The organism is Tepidicaulis sp. (genome assembly GCF_965222285.1).
Classification (GTDB): domain Bacteria; phylum Pseudomonadota; class Alphaproteobacteria; order Parvibaculales; family Parvibaculaceae; genus Tepidicaulis.
Genome location: NZ_OZ244942.1, coordinates 3,273,834 through 3,291,434 on the forward strand (window position 1 = coordinate 3,273,834; position 17,601 = coordinate 3,291,434).

Annotated in this window: 22 protein-coding genes; 13 read left to right on the forward strand and 9 right to left on the reverse strand. The window is 60.8% G+C overall.

The features are described from left to right. Positions 1-10: 10 nt before the first annotated feature. Positions 11-724 carry an ABC transporter ATP-binding protein gene (locus ACOQOT_RS15660; protein WP_244444371.1) on the reverse strand — a complete coding sequence of 238 codons (714 nt, stop codon included), beginning with the start codon at positions 722-724 and terminating at the stop codon, positions 11-13. A gap of 105 nt (positions 725-829) precedes the next feature. On the opposite strand from ACOQOT_RS15660, the gene ACOQOT_RS15665 reads away from it, so the two are divergent. The 3 genes from ACOQOT_RS15665 (at position 830) to thpR (ending at position 3,402) form a co-directional block, all read left to right on the forward strand. Beyond that, positions 830-1,525: an arylesterase gene (locus tag ACOQOT_RS15665; protein WP_420560121.1), complete on the forward strand. Its 696-nt coding sequence runs from the start codon at positions 830-832 to the stop codon at positions 1,523-1,525. Positions 1,526-1,584: 59 nt separating this feature from the next. After that, entirely contained in the window at positions 1,585-2,631 is a 1,047-nt protein-coding gene (locus ACOQOT_RS15670; RefSeq protein WP_420560122.1) for an aldo/keto reductase, read from the forward strand. Between the two features lie 162 nt (positions 2,632-2,793). Continuing rightward, positions 2,794-3,402 carry an RNA 2',3'-cyclic phosphodiesterase gene (thpR, locus tag ACOQOT_RS15675; protein WP_420560123.1) on the forward strand — a complete coding sequence of 203 codons (609 nt, stop codon included), beginning with the start codon at positions 2,794-2,796 and terminating at the stop codon, positions 3,400-3,402. On the opposite strand, the gene ACOQOT_RS15680 is transcribed toward thpR, so the two are convergent. Next, on the reverse strand, positions 3,383-3,841 hold the full coding sequence (locus ACOQOT_RS15680; protein ID WP_420560124.1) for a low molecular weight protein-tyrosine-phosphatase: 459 nt from the start codon (positions 3,839-3,841) through the stop codon (positions 3,383-3,385). The two genes, thpR and ACOQOT_RS15680, sit on opposite strands and share 20 nt — an antisense overlap. Before the next feature lie 158 nt (positions 3,842-3,999). Here ACOQOT_RS15680 and ACOQOT_RS15685 point away from each other — a divergent pair, with 158 nt between their 5' ends. Both ACOQOT_RS15685 and ACOQOT_RS15690 read left to right on the forward strand, forming a co-directional pair. Continuing rightward, entirely contained in the window at positions 4,000-4,296 is a 297-nt protein-coding gene (locus tag ACOQOT_RS15685; protein WP_420561960.1) for a 4a-hydroxytetrahydrobiopterin dehydratase, read from the forward strand. 34 nt (positions 4,297-4,330) lie between these two features. After that, entirely contained in the window at positions 4,331-4,519 is a 189-nt protein-coding gene (locus ACOQOT_RS15690) for a putative motility protein (RefSeq protein WP_420560125.1), read from the forward strand. 101 nt (positions 4,520-4,620) lie between these two features. Here the strand turns inward: ACOQOT_RS15690 and ACOQOT_RS15695 are convergent, their stop codons facing one another. The 3 genes from ACOQOT_RS15695 to ACOQOT_RS15705 form a co-directional block, all read right to left on the reverse strand. Then, a complete protein-coding gene (locus ACOQOT_RS15695) occupies positions 4,621-5,403 on the reverse strand; it encodes an SDR family NAD(P)-dependent oxidoreductase (protein ID WP_420560126.1) in 783 nt (260 codons plus the stop codon). Between the two features lie 229 nt (positions 5,404-5,632). Then, positions 5,633-6,274, reverse strand: a complete 642-nt coding sequence (locus ACOQOT_RS15700) for a hypothetical protein (protein WP_420560127.1) — start codon at positions 6,272-6,274, stop codon at positions 5,633-5,635. Positions 6,275-6,327: 53 nt separating this feature from the next. After that, positions 6,328-6,759: a MarR family winged helix-turn-helix transcriptional regulator gene (locus tag ACOQOT_RS15705; RefSeq protein WP_420560128.1), complete on the reverse strand. Its 432-nt coding sequence runs from the start codon at positions 6,757-6,759 to the stop codon at positions 6,328-6,330. Between the two features lie 103 nt (positions 6,760-6,862). Here ACOQOT_RS15705 and ACOQOT_RS15710 point away from each other — a divergent pair, with 103 nt between their 5' ends. Beyond that, on the forward strand, positions 6,863-7,291 hold the full coding sequence (locus ACOQOT_RS15710; protein WP_420560129.1) for a YkvA family protein: 429 nt from the start codon (positions 6,863-6,865) through the stop codon (positions 7,289-7,291). Between the two features lie 9 nt (positions 7,292-7,300). Here ACOQOT_RS15710 and ACOQOT_RS15715 read toward each other — a convergent pair whose 3' ends face one another. Continuing rightward, positions 7,301-8,239, reverse strand: a complete 939-nt coding sequence (locus ACOQOT_RS15715; protein WP_420560130.1) for a DMT family transporter — start codon at positions 8,237-8,239, stop codon at positions 7,301-7,303. A gap of 96 nt (positions 8,240-8,335) precedes the next feature. Here ACOQOT_RS15715 and ACOQOT_RS15720 point away from each other — a divergent pair, with 96 nt between their 5' ends. Beyond that, entirely contained in the window at positions 8,336-8,764 is a 429-nt protein-coding gene (locus ACOQOT_RS15720; RefSeq protein ID WP_420560131.1) for a PaaI family thioesterase, read from the forward strand. Between the two features lie 13 nt (positions 8,765-8,777). Here ACOQOT_RS15720 and ACOQOT_RS15725 read toward each other — a convergent pair whose 3' ends face one another. From ACOQOT_RS15725 to ACOQOT_RS15735, 3 genes are read right to left on the reverse strand one after another with little or no spacing between them, the layout of a single operon-like run. Next, a complete protein-coding gene (locus ACOQOT_RS15725; RefSeq protein ID WP_420560132.1) occupies positions 8,778-10,019 on the reverse strand; it encodes a serine hydrolase domain-containing protein in 1,242 nt (413 codons plus the stop codon). Positions 10,020-10,054: 35 nt separating this feature from the next. Beyond that, positions 10,055-10,789, reverse strand: a complete 735-nt coding sequence (locus ACOQOT_RS15730; RefSeq protein WP_420560133.1) for a GDSL-type esterase/lipase family protein — start codon at positions 10,787-10,789, stop codon at positions 10,055-10,057. Between the two features lie 37 nt (positions 10,790-10,826). Continuing rightward, positions 10,827-11,828 (reverse strand): NADPH:quinone oxidoreductase family protein, encoded by a 1,002-nt coding sequence (locus ACOQOT_RS15735; protein WP_420560134.1) that lies wholly within the window; start codon positions 11,826-11,828, stop codon positions 10,827-10,829. 211 nt (positions 11,829-12,039) lie between these two features. On the opposite strand from ACOQOT_RS15735, the gene ACOQOT_RS15740 reads away from it, so the two are divergent. The 6 genes from ACOQOT_RS15740 to ACOQOT_RS15765 all read left to right on the forward strand — a co-directional run bounded on the left by ACOQOT_RS15740 (position 12,040) and on the right by ACOQOT_RS15765 (position 17,495). Then, the gene (locus ACOQOT_RS15740) at positions 12,040-12,708 is read left to right on the forward strand and encodes a hypothetical protein (RefSeq protein WP_420560135.1); all 669 of its coding nucleotides are present in this window, start codon (positions 12,040-12,042) and stop codon (positions 12,706-12,708) included. Positions 12,709-12,908: 200 nt separating this feature from the next. Then, complete coding sequence (locus tag ACOQOT_RS15745; RefSeq protein ID WP_420560136.1) at positions 12,909-13,547, forward strand: hypothetical protein; 639 nt, start codon at positions 12,909-12,911, stop codon at positions 13,545-13,547. Between the two features lie 196 nt (positions 13,548-13,743). Continuing rightward, complete coding sequence (locus tag ACOQOT_RS15750; protein WP_420560137.1) at positions 13,744-14,334, forward strand: RNA methyltransferase; 591 nt, start codon at positions 13,744-13,746, stop codon at positions 14,332-14,334. A 285-nt stretch (positions 14,335-14,619) separates the two neighbouring features. Next, on the forward strand, positions 14,620-15,105 hold the full coding sequence (locus ACOQOT_RS15755; protein WP_420560138.1) for an invasion associated locus B family protein: 486 nt from the start codon (positions 14,620-14,622) through the stop codon (positions 15,103-15,105). 213 nt (positions 15,106-15,318) lie between these two features. Beyond that, the gene (rlmN, locus tag ACOQOT_RS15760; protein ID WP_420560139.1) at positions 15,319-16,494 is read left to right on the forward strand and encodes a 23S rRNA (adenine(2503)-C(2))-methyltransferase RlmN; all 1,176 of its coding nucleotides are present in this window, start codon (positions 15,319-15,321) and stop codon (positions 16,492-16,494) included. A 110-nt stretch (positions 16,495-16,604) separates the two neighbouring features. Then, positions 16,605-17,495: an MOSC domain-containing protein gene (locus ACOQOT_RS15765; RefSeq protein WP_420560140.1), complete on the forward strand. Its 891-nt coding sequence runs from the start codon at positions 16,605-16,607 to the stop codon at positions 17,493-17,495. Positions 17,496-17,601 lie beyond the last annotated feature (106 nt).

Below are 17,601 nucleotides of genomic sequence, written 5' to 3' on the forward strand. Positions count from 1 at the left end.
GGACGCGCGCCTATTGCGCGGCGGCGCGGCGGGCGCCCGGATGCACGCTCTCGACCTTGCCGTCTTTCAGCCGCACCACCTTATCGCACATGCCCGCAAGCTCATTGTCATGGGTGATGAGCACCATGGTCGTGCCGCGCCTTCGGTGCAGATCGAACATCAGCTCGACGATCTGCTCGCCCGTCGCCGCATCGAGATTGCCGGTCGGTTCATCCGCCATCAGAATTTCAGGATCTCCTGCCACGGCGCGGGCAAGCGCCACGCGCTGCTGCTCGCCGCCTGAAAGCTGGCCGGGATAATGATCGAGCCGGTGCGAAAGGCCCACGAGTTTCAGCTCTTCCTCGGCCCGCTCGAAGGCGTCGGCTCTGCCCGCAAGTTCGAGCGGCACCGCGACATTTTCCAGCGCCGTCATGGTGGGCACCAGGTGGAAAGACTGAAAGACAATGCCTACATGATCCCGGCGGAAGCGGGCGAGCCCGTCTTCATCGAGCTTGGTAAGCTCCGCGCCCGCCACCTTGACGGAGCCGCCGGACGGGCTTTCGAGCCCCGCCAGCACCATAAGAAGCGTACTTTTGCCGGAGCCCGAAGGCCCGACCATGCCAACCGCCTCGCCCGGCGCTATATCAAGGGAGATGCCGCGCAAAATATTGACCTCGCCTGCAAGGCTGGGCAGGGTCAAAGTGACACCGGTCAGTTCAATAATGGAATTCGCCACGTGACCCATTCTCCTCCGCATCTCCCGGGATACCGCGCTAAAGCCGCGCTGCATCCTAGCGCATATGGCGCCTTAAAAGCGGCATACAAGTATTCAGGCAAGTGCTTAAAGTCATTGGCTTTTACGCTGGCCGCCCTGATCTGGATTATACCGGGCGGTCCAGTTTGGGCGGAAGCGGGAGAAACCCCTAAAGAACCCTTGGAAATCGTGGCTTTGGGCGACAGCCTGACGGCAGGCTACCAATTGCCGCCGGGCAAGGGCTTTGCCGAACAGCTCGGCAAAGAGCTTGCCGAAAAGGGCTATAACACAAGCGTGATGAATGCCGGCGTCTCCGGCGATACCTCCTCGGGCGGGCTTGCAAGACTTGATTGGGCCGTCGGGCCTGAAACCGATGCCGTCATTCTGGAGCTTGGCTCGAACGATGCCCTGCGCGGCATCGATCCTGAGCTTACGCGCCAAAACCTTGCCGCGATCATCGAGGAATTGCAGAGCCGCGGCATTGCCGTGCTGCTTGCCGGCATGCTCGCCCCGCCCAATATGGGCGCCGATTATGAGCGGGCCTTCAATCCCATCTATCCGGATCTTGCCGAGGAATATGGCGTGCTTCTTTATCCCTTCTTTCTCGACGGAGTAGCGGCGGAACCGGCGCTCAATCTCGGCGACGGGATGCACCCCAATGAAGAAGGCATCGAGGTGATGGTGGACCGTATTTTCCCCGCCGTCGAAAAATTGATCGCGCGGGTGCGGGAAAAAGCCGCCCCTGCCGGTGAAACGGCAAAAGAAATCACGCATAAAGACGGGGAAGGCTGAGCGCTGCATTCGCCGCAACAATAATCAGCGACAAATATAAGACCTACAGGGGGACATTCATGGAATATCGCGAGCTTGGCCGCACCGGCCAAAAGGTATCTGCTATTTGCCTCGGCACCATGACATGGGGCGAGCAGAACACGGAGGCCGAAGGCCACGAGCAGATGGATTACGCCGTCGAGCAGGGCGTGAATTTTTTCGACACGGCGGAAATGTATGCCGTGCCGCCGCGCAAAGAGACGCAAGGGTCGACGGAGCGCATCATCGGCACCTGGTTCAAAAAGAAAAAGAACCGCGACAAAATCATTCTGGCAACGAAAGTCTCAGGCCGCGCACCCTTCGACTGGCTGCGCAAGGACGGCTCGCCCACCGAGCAGACCCGCGCACAGATCATGGAAGCGGTGAACAGCTCCCTTGAACGTCTGCAGACGGATTATATCGACCTTTACCAGCTGCATTGGCCGGACCGGCCCATGGCCATGTTCGGCGCGGGCGGCACGAGCTACCAGCATCTGGGCGAGGAAGTGAACCCGATCGGAGAAATTCTGGACGCGCTGGATGAGGTCGTAAAATCCGGCAAGGTGCGCTGGATCGGCCTTTCGAACGAAACGCCCTGGGGCACGATGAAATTCCTGCATCATGCGGAAGCAAAGAACCAGCCGCGCGTGCAGTCCATCCAGAATGCCTACAATCTTCTCAACCGCACCTTCGAGATCGGCCTTTCCGAAGTCGCCTTGCGCGAGAAAGTCGGGCTTCTTGCCTATTCACCGCTCGCACAAGGGTATCTCAGCGGCAAATATCAGAACGGCGCCCTGCCCAAAGGCTCACGCAAACAGCTTTTCAACCGCCTGCAGCGTTATGAAACGCCGTTTGCCGAGGCAACCATCGACAAGTATCTGGCAATCGCCAAAAAGCACGGGCTCGATGCCTCCCAGCTTGCCAATCAGTTCGCAACGACCCGGCCTTTCGTCACCTCGAACATTATCGGCGCAACGAGCATGGAGCAGCTGAAGCTTGCCATCGGCTCGGCCGATATACCGTGGACGGAGGAACTTGAAAAAGAAATCAATGCCGTCCATCAGGAACAGCCCAACCCCTGCCCGTGAGGGAGACACTCTCCGCATCATCTTGAGGGGAAAGCAGCCGCGCGGGGTTTTGTCTTGAAAACGACATGGCCAAAGCGCACTCTGAAAGGGACCGAGAGGTCCCTTTTTGATTCGCGGGCTGCAAAGGCCCGCATCCCTTGAGCATTTCTTGAGGAGGGCCCCATGATCCGTCTTTTTACTGCCCTCGAAATTCCCTTAGCCATTGCCGGTCAATTGACGGCCCTGCAATCCGGGCTGAAAGGCGCGCGCTGGATCGATCCGGAGGCGATGCATATCACGCTGCGCTTTATCGGCGAGGTGCCCGAAGACACGGCCCATGACATCGACCGGGCCTTGAGCGGCATCTATGCAGCGCCTTTCGACATCACGCTCGACGGCATCGGCGAGTTCGGCGGGCGCAAGCCCCATGCGGTTTGGGCCCGCGTTGCCGACAATCCCGGCCTCATGCAATTGCAGGCCCGCCAGGAAACGGCGCTGCAGCGCGCCGGCCTTGCCCCCGACCGGCGCAAATATACGCCTCATGCCACGCTTGCCCGTTTGCGGCGCGGCACGGACCCAGCGGACGTCATGCGCTATATCGAACGCAACAATCTCTTCCGCGCCGGGCCTTTTCCGGTTTCCCGCTTCGTGCTCATGTCCTCCCGCCTCAGCCAGGGCGGCGGGCCTTACATCACCGAGCGCGCATACGACTTCACCAATCCGGGCGGCCTCGACGAAGAAGAGCTTGAGGAGGAAGAGGCGTTTCTCGAAGCTATGTTCGCAGGTGCCTGATCAGCCCGTCCGCCGCTTCTTCGATGAGATCGAGAACCGGCGCAAAGCCGTCTTCGCCGCCAAAATAAGGGTCCGGCACTTCGCGCAAAGGCGCATCCGGCGCATAATCGAGAAAGAGCCGCAGCGTGCCGTTGAAGCTTGTGGGCGTCAGGCGCTGCAAATGCGCAAGGTTCTTGCGGTCCATCGCCAGAAGATAATCGAAGCGCGAAAAGTCCGCCCGTGTGACCTGACGGCCCCGCAGCTCGGAAATATCATAGCCGCGCGTAGCGGCTGCCTCTTGCGCCCGCAGATCCGGCGCCTCACCCACATGCCAGTCACCAGTACCGGCAGAGGCGACATCGAGTGCAAGACCCGCGCCTTGCGCCTTCACGCGCAGCACCCCTTCGGCCATAGGCGAGCGGCAGATATTGCCAAGACAGACAAAGAGAACCCGGACCATGCTTTATACGTTCCCTTGAAAGGATGAAAAGAAGGATGGAAAAAACACGTCCATCCTAATGCGAAAACGCCACCTTAATGTGAAAACCCCATCCTAGTGTGAAACAAAAGGAGGCAGTTATGAGCGTCCCGAACAAAGCCAATCAGCCGCCGGAAAAGATGAAGGGCCCCGCCCTCAAGACCGCGCTTGACGGCCTGAAAGGCTGGAGCAAGGTGCGCGGACGCGAGGCGATCACGAAGAAATATGTCTTCAAGGATTTCAACGAAGCCTTCGGCTGGATGAGCCGCATCGCGCTGATCGCCGAAAAGGCGGATCATCACCCCGAATGGTTCAACGTCTTCAAGAATGTGGAAGTCACGCTTTCCACCCATGATGCAGGCGGCGTGACGGACAAGGACATCCACCTTGCCCGCGCCATGGACAAGCTGGCAGGCAAAGCCGGGAAGGCAGCTTAAGACGGTCTTAAGAGGTCCGGTCCATGCTCTCCCCATGAGCTCACTTGCCGCCACCGCCGTCGCCGTCAATCAGGCCCAGACCAAGGCTCAGCTTGCGACGATCATTCAAAAGCAGCAGCATCAGGCGGAAGCCTCGCTGGTCGCGCTTTTGCAGCAAAGCACCGAAGCGCTGCAGGCGGCAACGCCGCCCGGTGTCGGCGGCAAGGTCGATGTGACCACTTAAAGCCCCTTAAGAAAGCACATCTTGAAATGCAAAAGACCCGCGCCGGACGCGGGCCTTTGTCTTTTCTTGGAGTCGCGGGAAGCGCTGCTTCCCTCCGCCGCTTAGCGCGGGGCCATGCGGATGGCGCCGTCGAGGCGGACATCTTCACCGTTGAAATAACCATTGGTGATCATGGTCTTGGCGAGCGCCGCATATTCGGCCGGCTCACCCAGACGCGGCGGGAACGGCACCTGCGCGCCCAGCGCCTGTTTCACTTTTTCCGGCGCGCCGGCAAGAAGCGGCGTGTTGAAGATGCCGGGCAGGATCGTGTTCACACGAATGCCTTCGCGCGACAGGTCGCGGGCGATCGGCAGCGTCATGCCGACAACACCGCCTTTAGAGGCGGAATAAGCGGCCTGGCCGATCTGACCGTCTTCAGCGGCAACGGAGGCTGTGTTGACCATGGCGCCGCGCTCGCCGCCTTCCAGCGGATCGAGCGACATCATGCCCGCAGCCGATTTGGCGATGCAGCGGAACGTGCCCACGAGGTTGATCTGGATGATCAGGTTGAACTTATCGAGCGGGAAATGGTCGATCGCGCCCGTTTCCTTGTTGCGGCTTGCCGTCTTGATGGCGTTACCCGTGCCTGCGCAGTTCACCAGAATACGCTCCTGGCCGATGGCCGCGCGCGCCTTGGCGAAACCGGCATCGACGCTGGCTTCGTCCGTCACGTTCACATTGCAGAACACGCCGCCCAGTTCCTTGGCAACGGCTTCGCCTTTTTCTTCGTTGAGGTCGAAAATGGCGACTTTCACGCCGTCTTCGGCGAGCGCGCGGGCGGTTGCTTCACCAAGGCCCGAGGCACCGCCGGTGATCACGGCGCTGATATTGGAATCAAGTTTCATCTGCTTCTCCCTGTTCTGCCGCGCTTGGGCCCGGAGCTTCCGGAAACCGGCGGCGGCTATCGTTCATGTCGGCTCTTGCTGGCATGCGATTTAGCAGATTTTCAAAGGGCTTGGCGAGTTTTTCAGCCCGAAAAGAAGGGATTTGAGCGCTTGACGCAACGTTTCCCTAAAGAAAGGCCCGGCCCTCGCAAAGCGCGGAGCCGGGCCTTTTTTGAACCTATAGAGGGGATCAGCGCCCGCGCAGTTTCAGGATCGCAATGATGTGCAGGATCATGAAGACCGGCACCAGGAAGGAGGGGATCATAGTGAGCGGAAATTCCGCCAGAAGCCCCGTATGCAGATCGCCTGTCTGATAGACCGGCCCGTTCTCCCGCAGGATCACGCCCATAGCAAAGGCGCTGATGAAGTCGAGGAAGCCGATAAAGATGAGGCCATAGGCGGCGGTGCGCCAGCCCGCGCTTTTCTGCCAGATCATCAGCGCCACAAAGGGAGCGGCGAGCCCCACCAGAATGTCGCCATAGCCCGCCGGAATGGCGAAGGTGCCGGGCAGAAGTCCGTAGCCCCAGGTAAAGACGAAGGCAGCGCCCACGACGCGCCAGCCCTGAACGGCCGTCACAAGGCCAAGATCGATCGCACCGACCCAGGCCTTCACCCCGCCAAGCAAGCGGTAGGCGAGAAGGAAGAGCGAGGGCGGCAGAAGCGCGGCCACCACGATGGCGAAGGGCGGCTGATCGCCCACCGCATCGAACACGCCGTTCTTTGCCGCGGTCATGACGGTCAAGCCCCAAATGGCGAGCAGAATGAGGACCAGCGGTTTCAAAAGCGGCTGGCCGGAAGCCGGTGCGGCGGCCTTCATATTGGTGTCGGTCATGAGCGGTTCCTTTAAGTGTATATACACATTTAGGGGTAAATAAAAAGCGGGGCTCAGCCCGCCGCTTGAGAAAGAAGCGAAAGCAGCTGCTGAGCAGGCTCCGCGCCGAGCCCGGCCACTTTCTTTTCCTGAAAGGCGCGCCAGAGCGGCAGCGCGGCGCGATAGGCCTTCTCGCCTTCAGCGCTTAACGCTGCAATGCGGCGGCGTTTGTCATTGCCCTGCCGGTAGGCGATGAGCCCGTCCCGCTCCAAAAGCGCCAGATTGCGCGTCAGCGTCGTGCGGTCCGTGCCAAGCGCTTCGGCAAGCTGGGCGATGGGAAGAGGTCCTGCCTCTTCCAGTACCGCCAGAACGGCAAACTGGGCCGAGCCAAGACCGGAAGGCTTCAACGCCCCGTCGAGATCGCGCGCAATCAGCCGCGCCGCGCGGCGCAGATTGAAGCAGAGACAGGCGGCGGGCGAGGCCAGATCGGCGGTTTTCAAGCTCATAAGAGTGTATATACACGTATATGGCGGAATGTCAAGAGCATCGCTCTGCTCCTGTAAGCGAGTCAGCCTTGTCTTTGCCATTTTGCGGGCCCACATTTCGCTCATGAGCAAACGGCCCGACAGCGCTGCCCTGCCGGATTTCGAAGATCCGGCCTACCAACTGCCCGCCACCGTGGCGCAGAACCGCACGCGCGTGAAAAAAGGCTTCTGGCGCAAATTGCTGCGCGTTGCCGGGCGCGTGCCCTTCGCGGAAGAGGCGGCGGCCGCCTATTACTGCGCGCTCGATCCCAAAACGCCGGCGCGGGTGCGCGCAACATTGCTGGCCGCGCTTGCCTATTTCGTCACCCCGGCCGATTTCATTCCCGATGTCATTGCCGCCTTCGGCTTCACCGATGATGCGACCGTGCTGATGATGGCGCTCTCCGTCGTCTCCGGCCATCTGACGGAGAAACACCGGGCGGCGGCGCGTATGGCGCTCGGCAAAACGCCGCCGCAAGCACCGCAAGAAAATCCGGAAAACCAGCCCCGCTAGAAGCGCCGCTTAGTCGGGTAGACGGTCTGCGGCCTTTTCCGCCGCGCGCATCTCTTTCGCCGCTTGCGATTCCCGCCGCACGATGTAAAGCGCCGCGCCGATAATCACGGCGGCTCCTGCCAGCGTCCAGAGCGTCGGGATATCGCCGAAGATCACGATCCCGGCAAGCGCAAGGAAGATGAGACGGGAATATTCGAACGGCGCAATCACCGTCGCCTCCCCCACCCTGTAGCCGCGAATGAAACAATTATGCGAGGCAGCCCCCGCACTGCCCATAATGGCAAGCAGCGCCAATTGCTCCCAGCTCGGCATGATCCAGACGAGATAGGCCGGAATGGACGTGACGATGAGCCCGCCCACCCCGGTATAGAACATCAGCGTGATGGGCTGGTCGTAACGCGAGGCGATTTTGACGAGCACCGTGGCGAGCGCCACAAGCGCTGCGCCCAAAAGCGCGACGAGCGCCGCCGGATCGAGCGCGCCGGTCGGGCGCAGCATGATGAGGACGCCGCCAAAGCCGACAAGGGCGGCGATGACCCGCCGCTTGCCGATAGGTTCGGAAAGCAGCAGCGCCGCCAAAGGCACAAGAAAAAGCGTGCGCGAGAAGTTCAGCGCCTGAGCGTCCGCCAAGGGCAAATGCGCAAAAGCATAGAACCCGCAGATCATCGCCGAGGAGCCGACAAAGCCGCGCAGCATTTGCAGCGGCAGCACCTTGGTGCGGATGCCGCCTTCCGCGCCGCCCGCCCGGATAAGGAAAGGCAGAATAACGATGATCTGAAAAAGCTGCCGGAAGAAGGAGACCTGAAACGGATCGAATGTCTGGCCGAGATGTTTAACGAGCACCGCCATCACCACAAAAAGCATGGCGGAGAGAAGCAGCCAGAGCGCGCCTTGCACATTGGCGGGCAGGGCCGTAAGGCGGGCGGTCATTTCTTCGCGTCGGCTCATTTATTTCCGCCTTTCCTTACCTCTCAGGTCATTGCCGCCAAACACGGGCACGGCTCATAACCCCTGCATCTACTCACCAGAGCCAGGACGCATCCCATGGACGAGACCTTCAAAGACATGATCGCCGGCACCATTGCCGGCGCGCCTTACGGCAAGACCCTGGGCTTGGAACTGACGGGTCTTGAAGAAGACCGCGCCGTTCTTTTCCTGCCTTACCGAGAGGCGCTGACCACGATCGGCACCATGGTGCATGGCGGTGCGATCGCCTCGCTTGTTGATGTCGCCGCCACCGCCGCTTGCTGGGCAACATCCCATTTGCCGGAAAATCCGCGCGGCTCGACCATCGGCTTTTCCATCAATTATCTCGATGCCGCGTTGAGCGCGGACCTCATCGCCGATGCCCGCGTCATCCGCCGCGGCGGCTCGGTGCATGTGGCGACGGTCATCGTCAGCGACAAGGCGGGAAAACAAATCGCCCATGCGACGGTCACCTATAAGCTTTCCGGTAAACCCTCCGGCAAATAGGCGGCCGATATCCTTACCGCGTCCAGGCGCCGCCTTCATTCGTGCGGTAGCCGATGGCGCGGTAGGCGGCATCGACCACGGCCTGGCCGCGCTCGTTGAGCAAAATGCCCATACCCATCTGGTTCATCGAATAGCCAAAGCTCATACCGGCCTCAGGATCGGCAAAGCCGATGGAGCCGCCCATGCCCACATGACCGAAAGCGGCTTCGGAAAGAATGACCGACGACTGATTGCCGGGCGTCTCGCCCCGGTTGTCCATCGACTTCATGAAGCCGAGCCCGAAACGGGTCGGGATGAGCAGCGTTGCATCCTCGCGCGTTGCCATGGAAACGCGGCTCATGCGCGTCACGGCTTCCGGCGAAACGAGTTTGACGCCGCCCAACGCGCCGCCATTGGCAAGCGGCGCATACATGCCGGCAAGGCCCCGCCCGTTCGTGATGCCGTTGGCCGAGCCGATTTCGGCTTCATGGGCGGCGCGCGAATTGAAATCCGCCTTGCCGTTATTCATCAGGAAGAGCGAAGAGGGCGAGGCGGGATCGGAAAGAATGGCCTGCGTGAACTTACCGACCGGCGCTTCAGGATCGAGCGGCGCATTGATCATGCCCGCCACACGCGGCTCTTTATCTTCCGGCAGCCCGATCCAGAAATCGAGGCCGAGCGGGCCCGCCACTTCTTCCTGGAAAAACTGCCCCAAAGGCTTGCCCGCCACGCGGCGCACGATTTCGCCCACCGTCCAGGCAAAGGTGACGCCGTGATAGCCGTTGCGCGTGCCCGGCTTCCAGAAGGCTTCCTCACGCGCGACAAGGTCCGTCATATAATCCCAGTCGTAATAGGCTCCATCTTTCAATTGCGCGCGGATATGCGGCACGCCGACGGAATGATCGAGCATCATGCCGACTGTCGCTTCTTCCTTGCCGTTCACCGCAAATTCCGGCCAGATTTCTTTCACCGGCTGGTTGAAATCGAGCTGGCCCCGGTCGGCAAGCATATGCGCGCAAAGTGCCGCCGCGCCCTTGGTGCAGGAAAAGACGATGGAGACCGTATCTTCTTCCCAGGCCGCGCCGTCTTTTGCCTTATGCCCGCCCCATAGATCGGCAACAACTTTGCCCTCATGAGTGATGCAGACACTCGCGCCCACTTCGCCGCGCGAGATAAAGTTTTCCGCAAAGGCCGCCGCCACGCCTTCAAAGCCGCGGGCGCAGCTGCCCCGGATAATGGCCTTGCCGGCCTCCTGCTCGATCTTTTGCATGGTCATGACGTTTCCCCGTTTCTGCGGCGCTTTCATGCGCCTTATTGCGATTGTGTTTGTCCACCGGATTTCCGGCTTTGCAGAATTTCCCTGATCTTCGGTTTGAGCTGCCGCGTCAGATAGGCATAGCCCTGTTTCGACAGCGACATGCCGTCCCAGCGGAAAAGCTGATCTTTAAGCTCATCTTCTTCGGTGAAGAAACCGGGCGTCAGATCGATGAAATGAACCGGCGCGCGCTCATGGGCAAGCTGTTGAAGCAGCGCATTGGTGCGCTTTGCGCCCGGCCAGCGCGACATGCGCATCGGGGCGGGCGGCACGGAAACGATCAGCACCGGCGCATCCACCCCATGGGCACGAATGGCCGCCAGAAAGATTTGCGTTTGCGCGAGCACGTCTTCCGGGCGGCGCCCGCGCACATCCGCAAGGTCCTCATCGCCCGCCATCATGACAATGAGGCTCGGCTCATAGGGTTTGACGATGCGGGCCGCATAATGGGTGAGATGGGCGATGCGCGCCCCGCCAAAGCCGCGGTTCAGCGCGTCGAAAGGCATCATATCGGCGCTAAGCGTTTCCCACAGCCGGACATCGCGCCCGCCGATGAAAAGCACCGCGCCTTTCTCCGGCGGGTTGGAGATATCGCGGCGCTCGAAGGCCGCGATATCCCCTTCCCAGTAGGAAGGCTCGCCGGAGGCGAAGAGCACATAGACGAGAAAGCCGAACAGAAGCACGAGCGTGCCGCCGATAAGCGCGGCCCAACTGATTGCGATGCGCCCCATATGCCCGCCGCTCCCTCTCGTGCCTTGGCTTTGCCGCTTAGCGGACCTGAAGGACGACCTTGCCCTTCACTTTACGGCCCGCCATGTCGTTCAGCGCGGAGGCCACGTCTTCGAGCTTGTAGCTTTTTGAGACATGCGGCTTGATCTTGCCCGCTTTGAACATCTCCATCAGCTCGCGCAGGTTTTCTTCATGGCGCGCGCGCTCACGGCCCGTGAAGGCACCCCAGAAGACGCCGACGATCTGACAGCCTTTGAGCAGCGCGAGGTTGAGCGGAATTTTGGGAATGTCGCCCGCGGCAAAACCGACAACGAGATAGCGCCCGTTCCAGTTCATGGCGCGCAGTGCCGGTTCCGCGTAATCGCCGCCCACCGGATCGTAAAGCACGTCGGCGCCCTGGCCGCCCGTCAGTTCTTTGATCTTTTCAGAAAGCGCCTTTTGCTGATCCCGGTCGAGCGGGCCGGAAGGATAGACGAAACCGTCATCGGCGCCGTGTTCCTTGGCGACCGCTACTTTGTCTTCCGACGAAGCTCCCGCAATCACCTTCGCGCCCATCGCCTTGCCGAGCTCGACGGCGGCCAGGCCGACACCGCCGGCCGCGCCCAGAACGACCAGCGTTTCGCCGGGCTTGATTTCGGCGCGGTCTTTGAGCGCATGATGCGAGGTGCCGTAGGTCATAAGGAAGGCGGAAGCCGTCTCATAATCCATCTCATCGGGGATCGGCAGCGCGCGGGCTTCTTCCAGCGCGATTTCCTCGGCAAAGCCGCCCCAGCCGCACGAGCCGATGACCCGGTCGCCCTCTTTGATCTTTTTCACCCCGGCGCCGACCTTCGTCACCTTGCCGGAAACCTCACCGCCCGGCGAGAAGGGCAGCGGCGGCTTGAACTGATAAAGGTTCTGGATGATGAGCACGTCGGGAAAATTCACCGCGGCGCTATGCACCTCGATCACCACCTCCCCGTCTTTCGGCTCGGGGCTCGGCACATCTTCGATGACCAGTTTTTCCGGCGGACCGTATTCCTTGCAGAGGACGGCTTTCATGTCTTTCTCCCTGTTTTGACTGTTGTTTCCAGGATTGCGTTTGGAAATTCCCGTTAACCTTCCCATAGCACAGCCTGCCCGATGGCCGCTAGCAGGCGCGCGCCCGGCACGGGTCAATTTGTCCCTTTGGCACGAAAATCGCTCTCTCGCCCCCGAGCCCGGACAATCCGCAAGGGCGTGGCTCAGAACGGTACAACCCAAGGGGAATAATATGAATTCGATTGTTAAAGGCACGGCGATTGCCGGTCTTCTGACTGTTGCGCTGACGAACGGCGCGGGGGCTTACGATCTAAACAACGCCATCACGAACGGCCAGGTCACGCTGCAGGATGTCACCGCCGACACGAACTTGTGGGTGAAAGCGGTCGACACGAAAGTCGACGTTTCGACCGCCGCCATTGCCAACTCGCTCTCCGCCGAGCTGAAAGGCAATACCTATCTGGAAAACAACCAGGTGCTGGGGGCAGCAGCCGATGTGAAAGCGGCAACCGTCGTGGAAGCCGAATGGATCGGCGGCAAAGCCACCATCAACACCCAGGCGATCGGCAATAACGTGACGGCCTCCGTTGCCGATGCGCAGTTCGTCAACATTCACAACAATCAGACCACCGGCTGGCAGGCCCCGCGCCCGACCGATCCGGAAGCTGTTTCCAACGTGACCATCGAAAACGCCGCGAAGGTGGATGTCTCCGCTCTTGCCGCCTCCAACGCCTTCGCGCTGGAAAGCAATGCGCAGGAAATCAACCTCACCAGCGCGCAGCTCAACAACTCGCTGACCACCGCCGTCTCCAATGTCAGCATCGGCTATACGAACGCGCTGAAAAGCTCGAGCGTGGCCATCGGCAATCAGGTCTCCATCGCCCCGATCGCCATCAAATAAACCGCCCGCTCTTCAAAGCGCGCAAAGGACCGGGAACCGCAAAGGTTCCCGGTTTTCTTTTGCCCAAATGCCCGTCCCAAATCGGGACTCGGCCCGGTTTTCCGCAGTTTCCCGCGCTTGGCATGGCTCTCGCAATACCGTGATCAAGCGCCGTTCTCAGGCTCATATTGAAACAGCAGCCGCCCGATTGGAGGCACGACATGAAACCGACCCGTCTTTTTCTCAGCGCCGTACTGGCAACGTTCTGCGCCGCGCCGGCTCTGGCCGGGGACCCGGACCACACCGTGCTGAACGGTCAGATCAACCTCAAAAACATCGTCGGTGAGCTGAACATCTATGTCGATGACGCAGGCTCGCTCGGCCAGACCGCAAGCGCCCAGGGCAACAGCTTCGAAGCGGAGCTCGACGGCTCCTCCGATGTCGACACCTATCAGATCAATCATTCCAACGTCGAAGCCGACCTCAATCTTGAAGCCGGCTGGATCGAAGGCGAGGCGACGACGGTCTCCCAGTCCTTCACGAACTCCGCCACGATCAAGGGCGACGGTACGGGCGGCGTAGCCGTGAACAATTATCAGGAAGCCGATCCGAGCTGCGATTCCTGTTATGACGATGCCAAGACCTTCATCGCCGTTGACGGCGTGGGCACGCTGGACAGCTCCACCACCGCCGTTGCCAACTCGCTGAACGTCTATAACAACGCGCCGGGAACGAATATCAATTCCCAGCAGATCAACAATTCCAAGATGAGCGCCGTCTCGAACATCTATGTCGGCTACGCGGGCAGCCTCAATGCCTCCTCGGCCGCCGTCGGCAACAGCGTGATCGTCGGCAAGTAATCCTGCTGCCAAGCAGGGGAATGCGGCGCGGATGCGTATCAAGCCGCCGCCGCTCAAGGGAACCGGAGATGCGGGGGGCGCGTCTCCGGTTCTTCTCGTTCGGCTATAGGCTCAACTGGAGGCCTTGGCCCTTCTTGCCAAGCCCCGCCCAAGCCCTTATCCCTTGCCGCGACGGAAAACGAGCAGGCAAGACGAGATGAACCAAAAGGGACCGAGAGGATATTTCGGCTTCGGCGTGGAAGGCATTTCCAAGCCGATGAATATGGGCAGCCTGATCCGCTCCGCCCATGCTTTCGGCGCGAGCTTCGTTTTCACCGTGGGCGCGGCGCACAAAGTGCGGGCCGCCAAATCCGACACCTCCAAGACCCCGCAGCACGTGCCTTATTATGAATGGGACCGTGCGGGCGACATGATCCTGCCGCGCGGCTGCCACCTTGTCGGAGTGGAGCTGACGGAGGAGGCGGTCGATCTGCCCAGCTTCCGCCATCCCTTGAATGCGGCTTACATTATGGGCCCCGAGCGCGGCAGCCTGTCGGAGGAAATGACGGCGAAATGCGATTTCGTGGTCAAGATCCCCACGAAATTCTGCCTCAACGTGCAGATCGCCGGCGCCGTCATCATGTATGACCGGCTGCGCTCCATGGGCAATTATGCCCCCAGGGCGCTGATGCCGGGCGGCCCGGTGGACGGCGCGCGCGAGCACACCCATGGCGGCCCCATCATGCGGCGCGGCGGCATCAAAATGCCCATGAAGCGCCCTTATGAGGAAGAAGAGGACGCGGACTAACCGCTCCCGGAAAGTTGAGGGTGCACAAAACAGCCGGAAGAGCGCCCCCGGGCGCGGACATATTTCCGCCGCATCCCGCCTGCAGTTTCGCATCTGAAAGTCTGTCCGGACGCCGCTTGAGGCCCGCCCGCACCAAGGCGGCGGCAGCGGACCGGGGACACAGGTGGAAATGTATGGGGGGCTTGGGTAAGCTGCGCCCGGACCCCACTGGAAGAATCGAGTCGGAAGAAGATGCGCAAACGAGAAAGAGCCTTCCTTAAAGGTACGATTTTAGCGGCCCTGCTAATGAGCGCGGCCCCGGCGCTGGCCGAAGCGCCCAAACTGCTCGGCAAATTCAACGATTGGACGGCTTATACCTATGGTTCCGGCAAGGACCGGATCTGTTATGTCATGTCGGAACCCAAGGAGCAGCGCCCGCGCGGCGTCAATCGCGGCGACGTCTTCATGATGGTCACGCACCGGCCGGGCCAGAACGTGCGCAACGAGATCTCCATGCGCGCAGGCTATGTCTTCGATGAAAAGAGCCGGCCTTATTCGGAAATCGGCTCGGACAATTTCCAGATGTTCACCGGTGTCAATGAAGGCGGGGAAGCGCGCCATTGGGCCTGGCTGGAAAACTCCTCCGATGAAAGCCGCATGGTCAACGCCATGAAGCGCGGCTCGGACATGATCGTGAAAGGCACCTCGAGCCGGGGCACGCTGACGACCGACACCTATTCGCTGTCCGGCGTCACCGCCGCTATCGGCAAGATCGACGACGCCTGCCGCTAAGCGCCTGAATTAAGGGCCTAAAAGCCCGCAAAAAGCCGCCGCGCCTTGAAAGCCATGTGCCTTGAAAGCCATGGGCCTTGAAAGATAGCGCGGCGGCCTTTTCTTGTGCTATAGCAGCCCCAGATTGAACGGCAGGCGCGCGGGCCCCGAAACCGGCAGAATTCCGGCAAAGCCCCGCCTCCCCAACTCCTCGAGAAAATGCCGGATAGGCAAATGAGCGTAACACTGGACATATCCCATAAGGCGGAAGGCGCGGGCGACAGCCCGGCGGCGAACGAGGCCGCCCGCACGGGCCTCATCGGCCTGCCGCGCCCCAAACTCCAGGAAGCGCTTGAGGCGGCGGGCATTCCCGCCAATCAGACCAGGATGCGCGCCGGCCAGCTCTGGACCGCGCTCTACCATCAGGGCCTGACCGACTTTGCCGATATCACCACGCTCTCCAAAGCGCTGCGCGACGAACTGGCCAAACGCTTTACCCTAGAGCGCCCGGAAATCGTCACCGAACAGATTTCCACCGACGGCACGCGCAAATGGCTGATCCGTCTTGCCTCCAGCGATCCGCGCGCGCCCGCGCCGGAAGTCGAGGCCGTCTATATTCCTGAACCCGACCGGGGCACGCTCTGCATTTCCTCACAGGTCGGCTGCACGCTCAATTGCACCTTCTGCCATACGGGCACGCAAAAGCTCGTGCGCAACCTGACTGCGGAAGAGATCGTCGCCCAGATCCTCATCGCCCGCGATGCGCTTGGCGAATGGCCGACGCCGAAGGAAGGGCGCAAGATCACGAATATCGTGCTCATGGGCATGGGCGAGCCACTTTACAATTTCGACAATGTGAAAGACGCCATCGACATTCTTTCCGACGGCGAAGGCCTTTCCATTTCCAAGCGCCGTATTACGCTCTCCACTTCCGGCGTCGTGCCGATGATCGAGAAAGTGGGCTCCGATATCGGCTGCATGCTCGCGATCTCGCTTCACGCGGTGAACGATCCCACCCGCGACATGCTGGTGCCGCTCAACAAGAAATATCCGATTGCGGAGCTTCTTGATGCCTGCCGGAATTTCCCCGGCCTGTCCAACGCCCGGCGCATCACCTTCGAATATGTGATGCTGAAAGGCGTGAATGACAGCAAGGAAGACGCAAAAGAACTCGTGCGGCTTCTGAAAGGCATTCCGGCAAAGATCAATCTCATTCCCTTCAATGCCTGGCCCGGCGCGCCTTACGAGTGCTCGGACTGGGAAGAGATCGAAACCTTCGCCGATATCGTCAACCGCGCAGGCTATGCAAGCCCCATCCGTACCCCGCGCGGGCGCGACATCATGGCCGCCTGCGGCCAGCTGAAGTCCGAAAGCGAACGGCTGAAGGCCAGCCTGCGCGCGGCGCAATAGGCCCCATCTTTCCATTCCGGCAACAGGTCCTTTCCCGATTGTGAGGCGACAGCACCCCTTTTCCCGCGTTACGCTCCGGCAAACGCGAAAAGAAAATGAGGGAGGCCGTCATGACCGCATTCACGGTAAAAGAAATATGGCGCTATCCGGTCAAGTCCATGCAGGGCGAGCGGCTGGAGGAAACCGTGCTCACGAAAGGCGGCATTCCTTTCGACCGGGGCTGGGCGGTGCGCGATGAACAGACCCAGACCATTCGCGGCGCCAAACATATTCCCGGCCTTTTGCATTGCTCGGCCCGCTATATCGAAGGCACCTCGGCAGACGCCGTGCCGCATGTGGAAATCACGCTGCCCGATGGCAGCAAAACGGGCTCGCAAGAAGAAGACGTTAACGCCCGCCTTTCCAAAGCATTGGAGCGGGAGGTAACGCTCTGGCCGCTGCAGCCCGCCGACGACAGCGCCCATTACCGCATCAATGAAACGGCAGCTTCCCAGGAAGAACTGGAAGCGAATATGCGCGCCATGTTCGGTGTGCGTGACGATGAAACGCTGCCCGATCTCAGCGCCATTCCGGGCGAGCTTTTGTCGGAAGTCATGGAATATGCAAGCCCGCGCGGCACCTATTTCGATCTTTATCCGGTGAACCTTCTCACCGAAGCCTCGCTGCGCCGCTTTCAGGAACTCACCCCTTTCTCGAAGCTCGATGTGCGCCGCTTCCGCCCGAACTTTCTGATCGCCGATGATGAAAAACTTTCATCGCTCGCCGAATTCGGCTGGGTGGGCAACAAAGTCACGCTCGGCGGCGCGGCGCTCGATATCGATATCGAATGCATGCGCTGCGTGATGACCACCCGCGAGCAGGCCCCGCACGGACAAGGCGCTATTCCGCGCGATCCGGAAATCATGCGCACGCTGGTACGCGAGACGAAACACAATCTCTCGGTCTATGCGAATGTCGCAAGCCCCGGTGCGGTGAAGGTTGGGGATGAGGTGAGGGTATAATCTTGCATCAGCGCTCGGCGCGAAGAACCTATGCAGAAGTTGCAATGAGAAGAGACGCCACATGGACCCCGGGACAAGCCCGGGGTGACAGCATCATTCAGATAAC

Excerpts from the sequence above, each read along its gene's own strand:
- ACOQOT_RS15660 (WP_244444371.1), bottom strand. The coding sequence starts at position 724 with ATGGGTCACGTGGCGAATTCCATTATTGAACTGACCGGTGTCACTTTG.
- ACOQOT_RS15670 (WP_420560122.1), top strand. The coding sequence starts at position 1,585 with ATGGAATATCGCGAGCTTGGCCGCACCGGCCAAAAGGTATCTGCTATT.
- thpR (WP_420560123.1), top strand. The coding sequence starts at position 2,794 with ATGATCCGTCTTTTTACTGCCCTCGAAATTCCCTTAGCCATTGCCGGT.
- ACOQOT_RS15680 (WP_420560124.1), bottom strand. The coding sequence starts at position 3,841 with ATGGTCCGGGTTCTCTTTGTCTGTCTTGGCAATATCTGCCGCTCGCCT.
- ACOQOT_RS15685 (WP_420561960.1), top strand. The coding sequence starts at position 4,000 with ATGAAGGGCCCCGCCCTCAAGACCGCGCTTGACGGCCTGAAAGGCTGG.
- ACOQOT_RS15690 (WP_420560125.1), top strand. The coding sequence starts at position 4,331 with ATGAGCTCACTTGCCGCCACCGCCGTCGCCGTCAATCAGGCCCAGACC.
- ACOQOT_RS15695 (WP_420560126.1), bottom strand. The coding sequence starts at position 5,403 with ATGAAACTTGATTCCAATATCAGCGCCGTGATCACCGGCGGTGCCTCG.
- ACOQOT_RS15700 (WP_420560127.1), bottom strand. The coding sequence starts at position 6,274 with ATGACCGACACCAATATGAAGGCCGCCGCACCGGCTTCCGGCCAGCCG.
- ACOQOT_RS15705 (WP_420560128.1), bottom strand. The coding sequence starts at position 6,759 with ATGAGCTTGAAAACCGCCGATCTGGCCTCGCCCGCCGCCTGTCTCTGC.
- ACOQOT_RS15710 (WP_420560129.1), top strand. The coding sequence starts at position 6,863 with ATGAGCAAACGGCCCGACAGCGCTGCCCTGCCGGATTTCGAAGATCCG.
- ACOQOT_RS15715 (WP_420560130.1), bottom strand. The coding sequence starts at position 8,239 with ATGAGCCGACGCGAAGAAATGACCGCCCGCCTTACGGCCCTGCCCGCC.
- ACOQOT_RS15720 (WP_420560131.1), top strand. The coding sequence starts at position 8,336 with ATGGACGAGACCTTCAAAGACATGATCGCCGGCACCATTGCCGGCGCG.
- ACOQOT_RS15725 (WP_420560132.1), bottom strand. The coding sequence starts at position 10,019 with ATGACCATGCAAAAGATCGAGCAGGAGGCCGGCAAGGCCATTATCCGG.
- ACOQOT_RS15730 (WP_420560133.1), bottom strand. The coding sequence starts at position 10,789 with ATGGGGCGCATCGCAATCAGTTGGGCCGCGCTTATCGGCGGCACGCTC.
- ACOQOT_RS15735 (WP_420560134.1), bottom strand. The coding sequence starts at position 11,828 with ATGAAAGCCGTCCTCTGCAAGGAATACGGTCCGCCGGAAAAACTGGTC.
- ACOQOT_RS15740 (WP_420560135.1), top strand. The coding sequence starts at position 12,040 with ATGAATTCGATTGTTAAAGGCACGGCGATTGCCGGTCTTCTGACTGTT.
- ACOQOT_RS15745 (WP_420560136.1), top strand. The coding sequence starts at position 12,909 with ATGAAACCGACCCGTCTTTTTCTCAGCGCCGTACTGGCAACGTTCTGC.
- ACOQOT_RS15750 (WP_420560137.1), top strand. The coding sequence starts at position 13,744 with ATGAACCAAAAGGGACCGAGAGGATATTTCGGCTTCGGCGTGGAAGGC.
- ACOQOT_RS15755 (WP_420560138.1), top strand. The coding sequence starts at position 14,620 with ATGAGCGCGGCCCCGGCGCTGGCCGAAGCGCCCAAACTGCTCGGCAAA.
- rlmN (WP_420560139.1), top strand. The coding sequence starts at position 15,319 with ATGAGCGTAACACTGGACATATCCCATAAGGCGGAAGGCGCGGGCGAC.
- ACOQOT_RS15765 (WP_420560140.1), top strand. The coding sequence starts at position 16,605 with ATGACCGCATTCACGGTAAAAGAAATATGGCGCTATCCGGTCAAGTCC.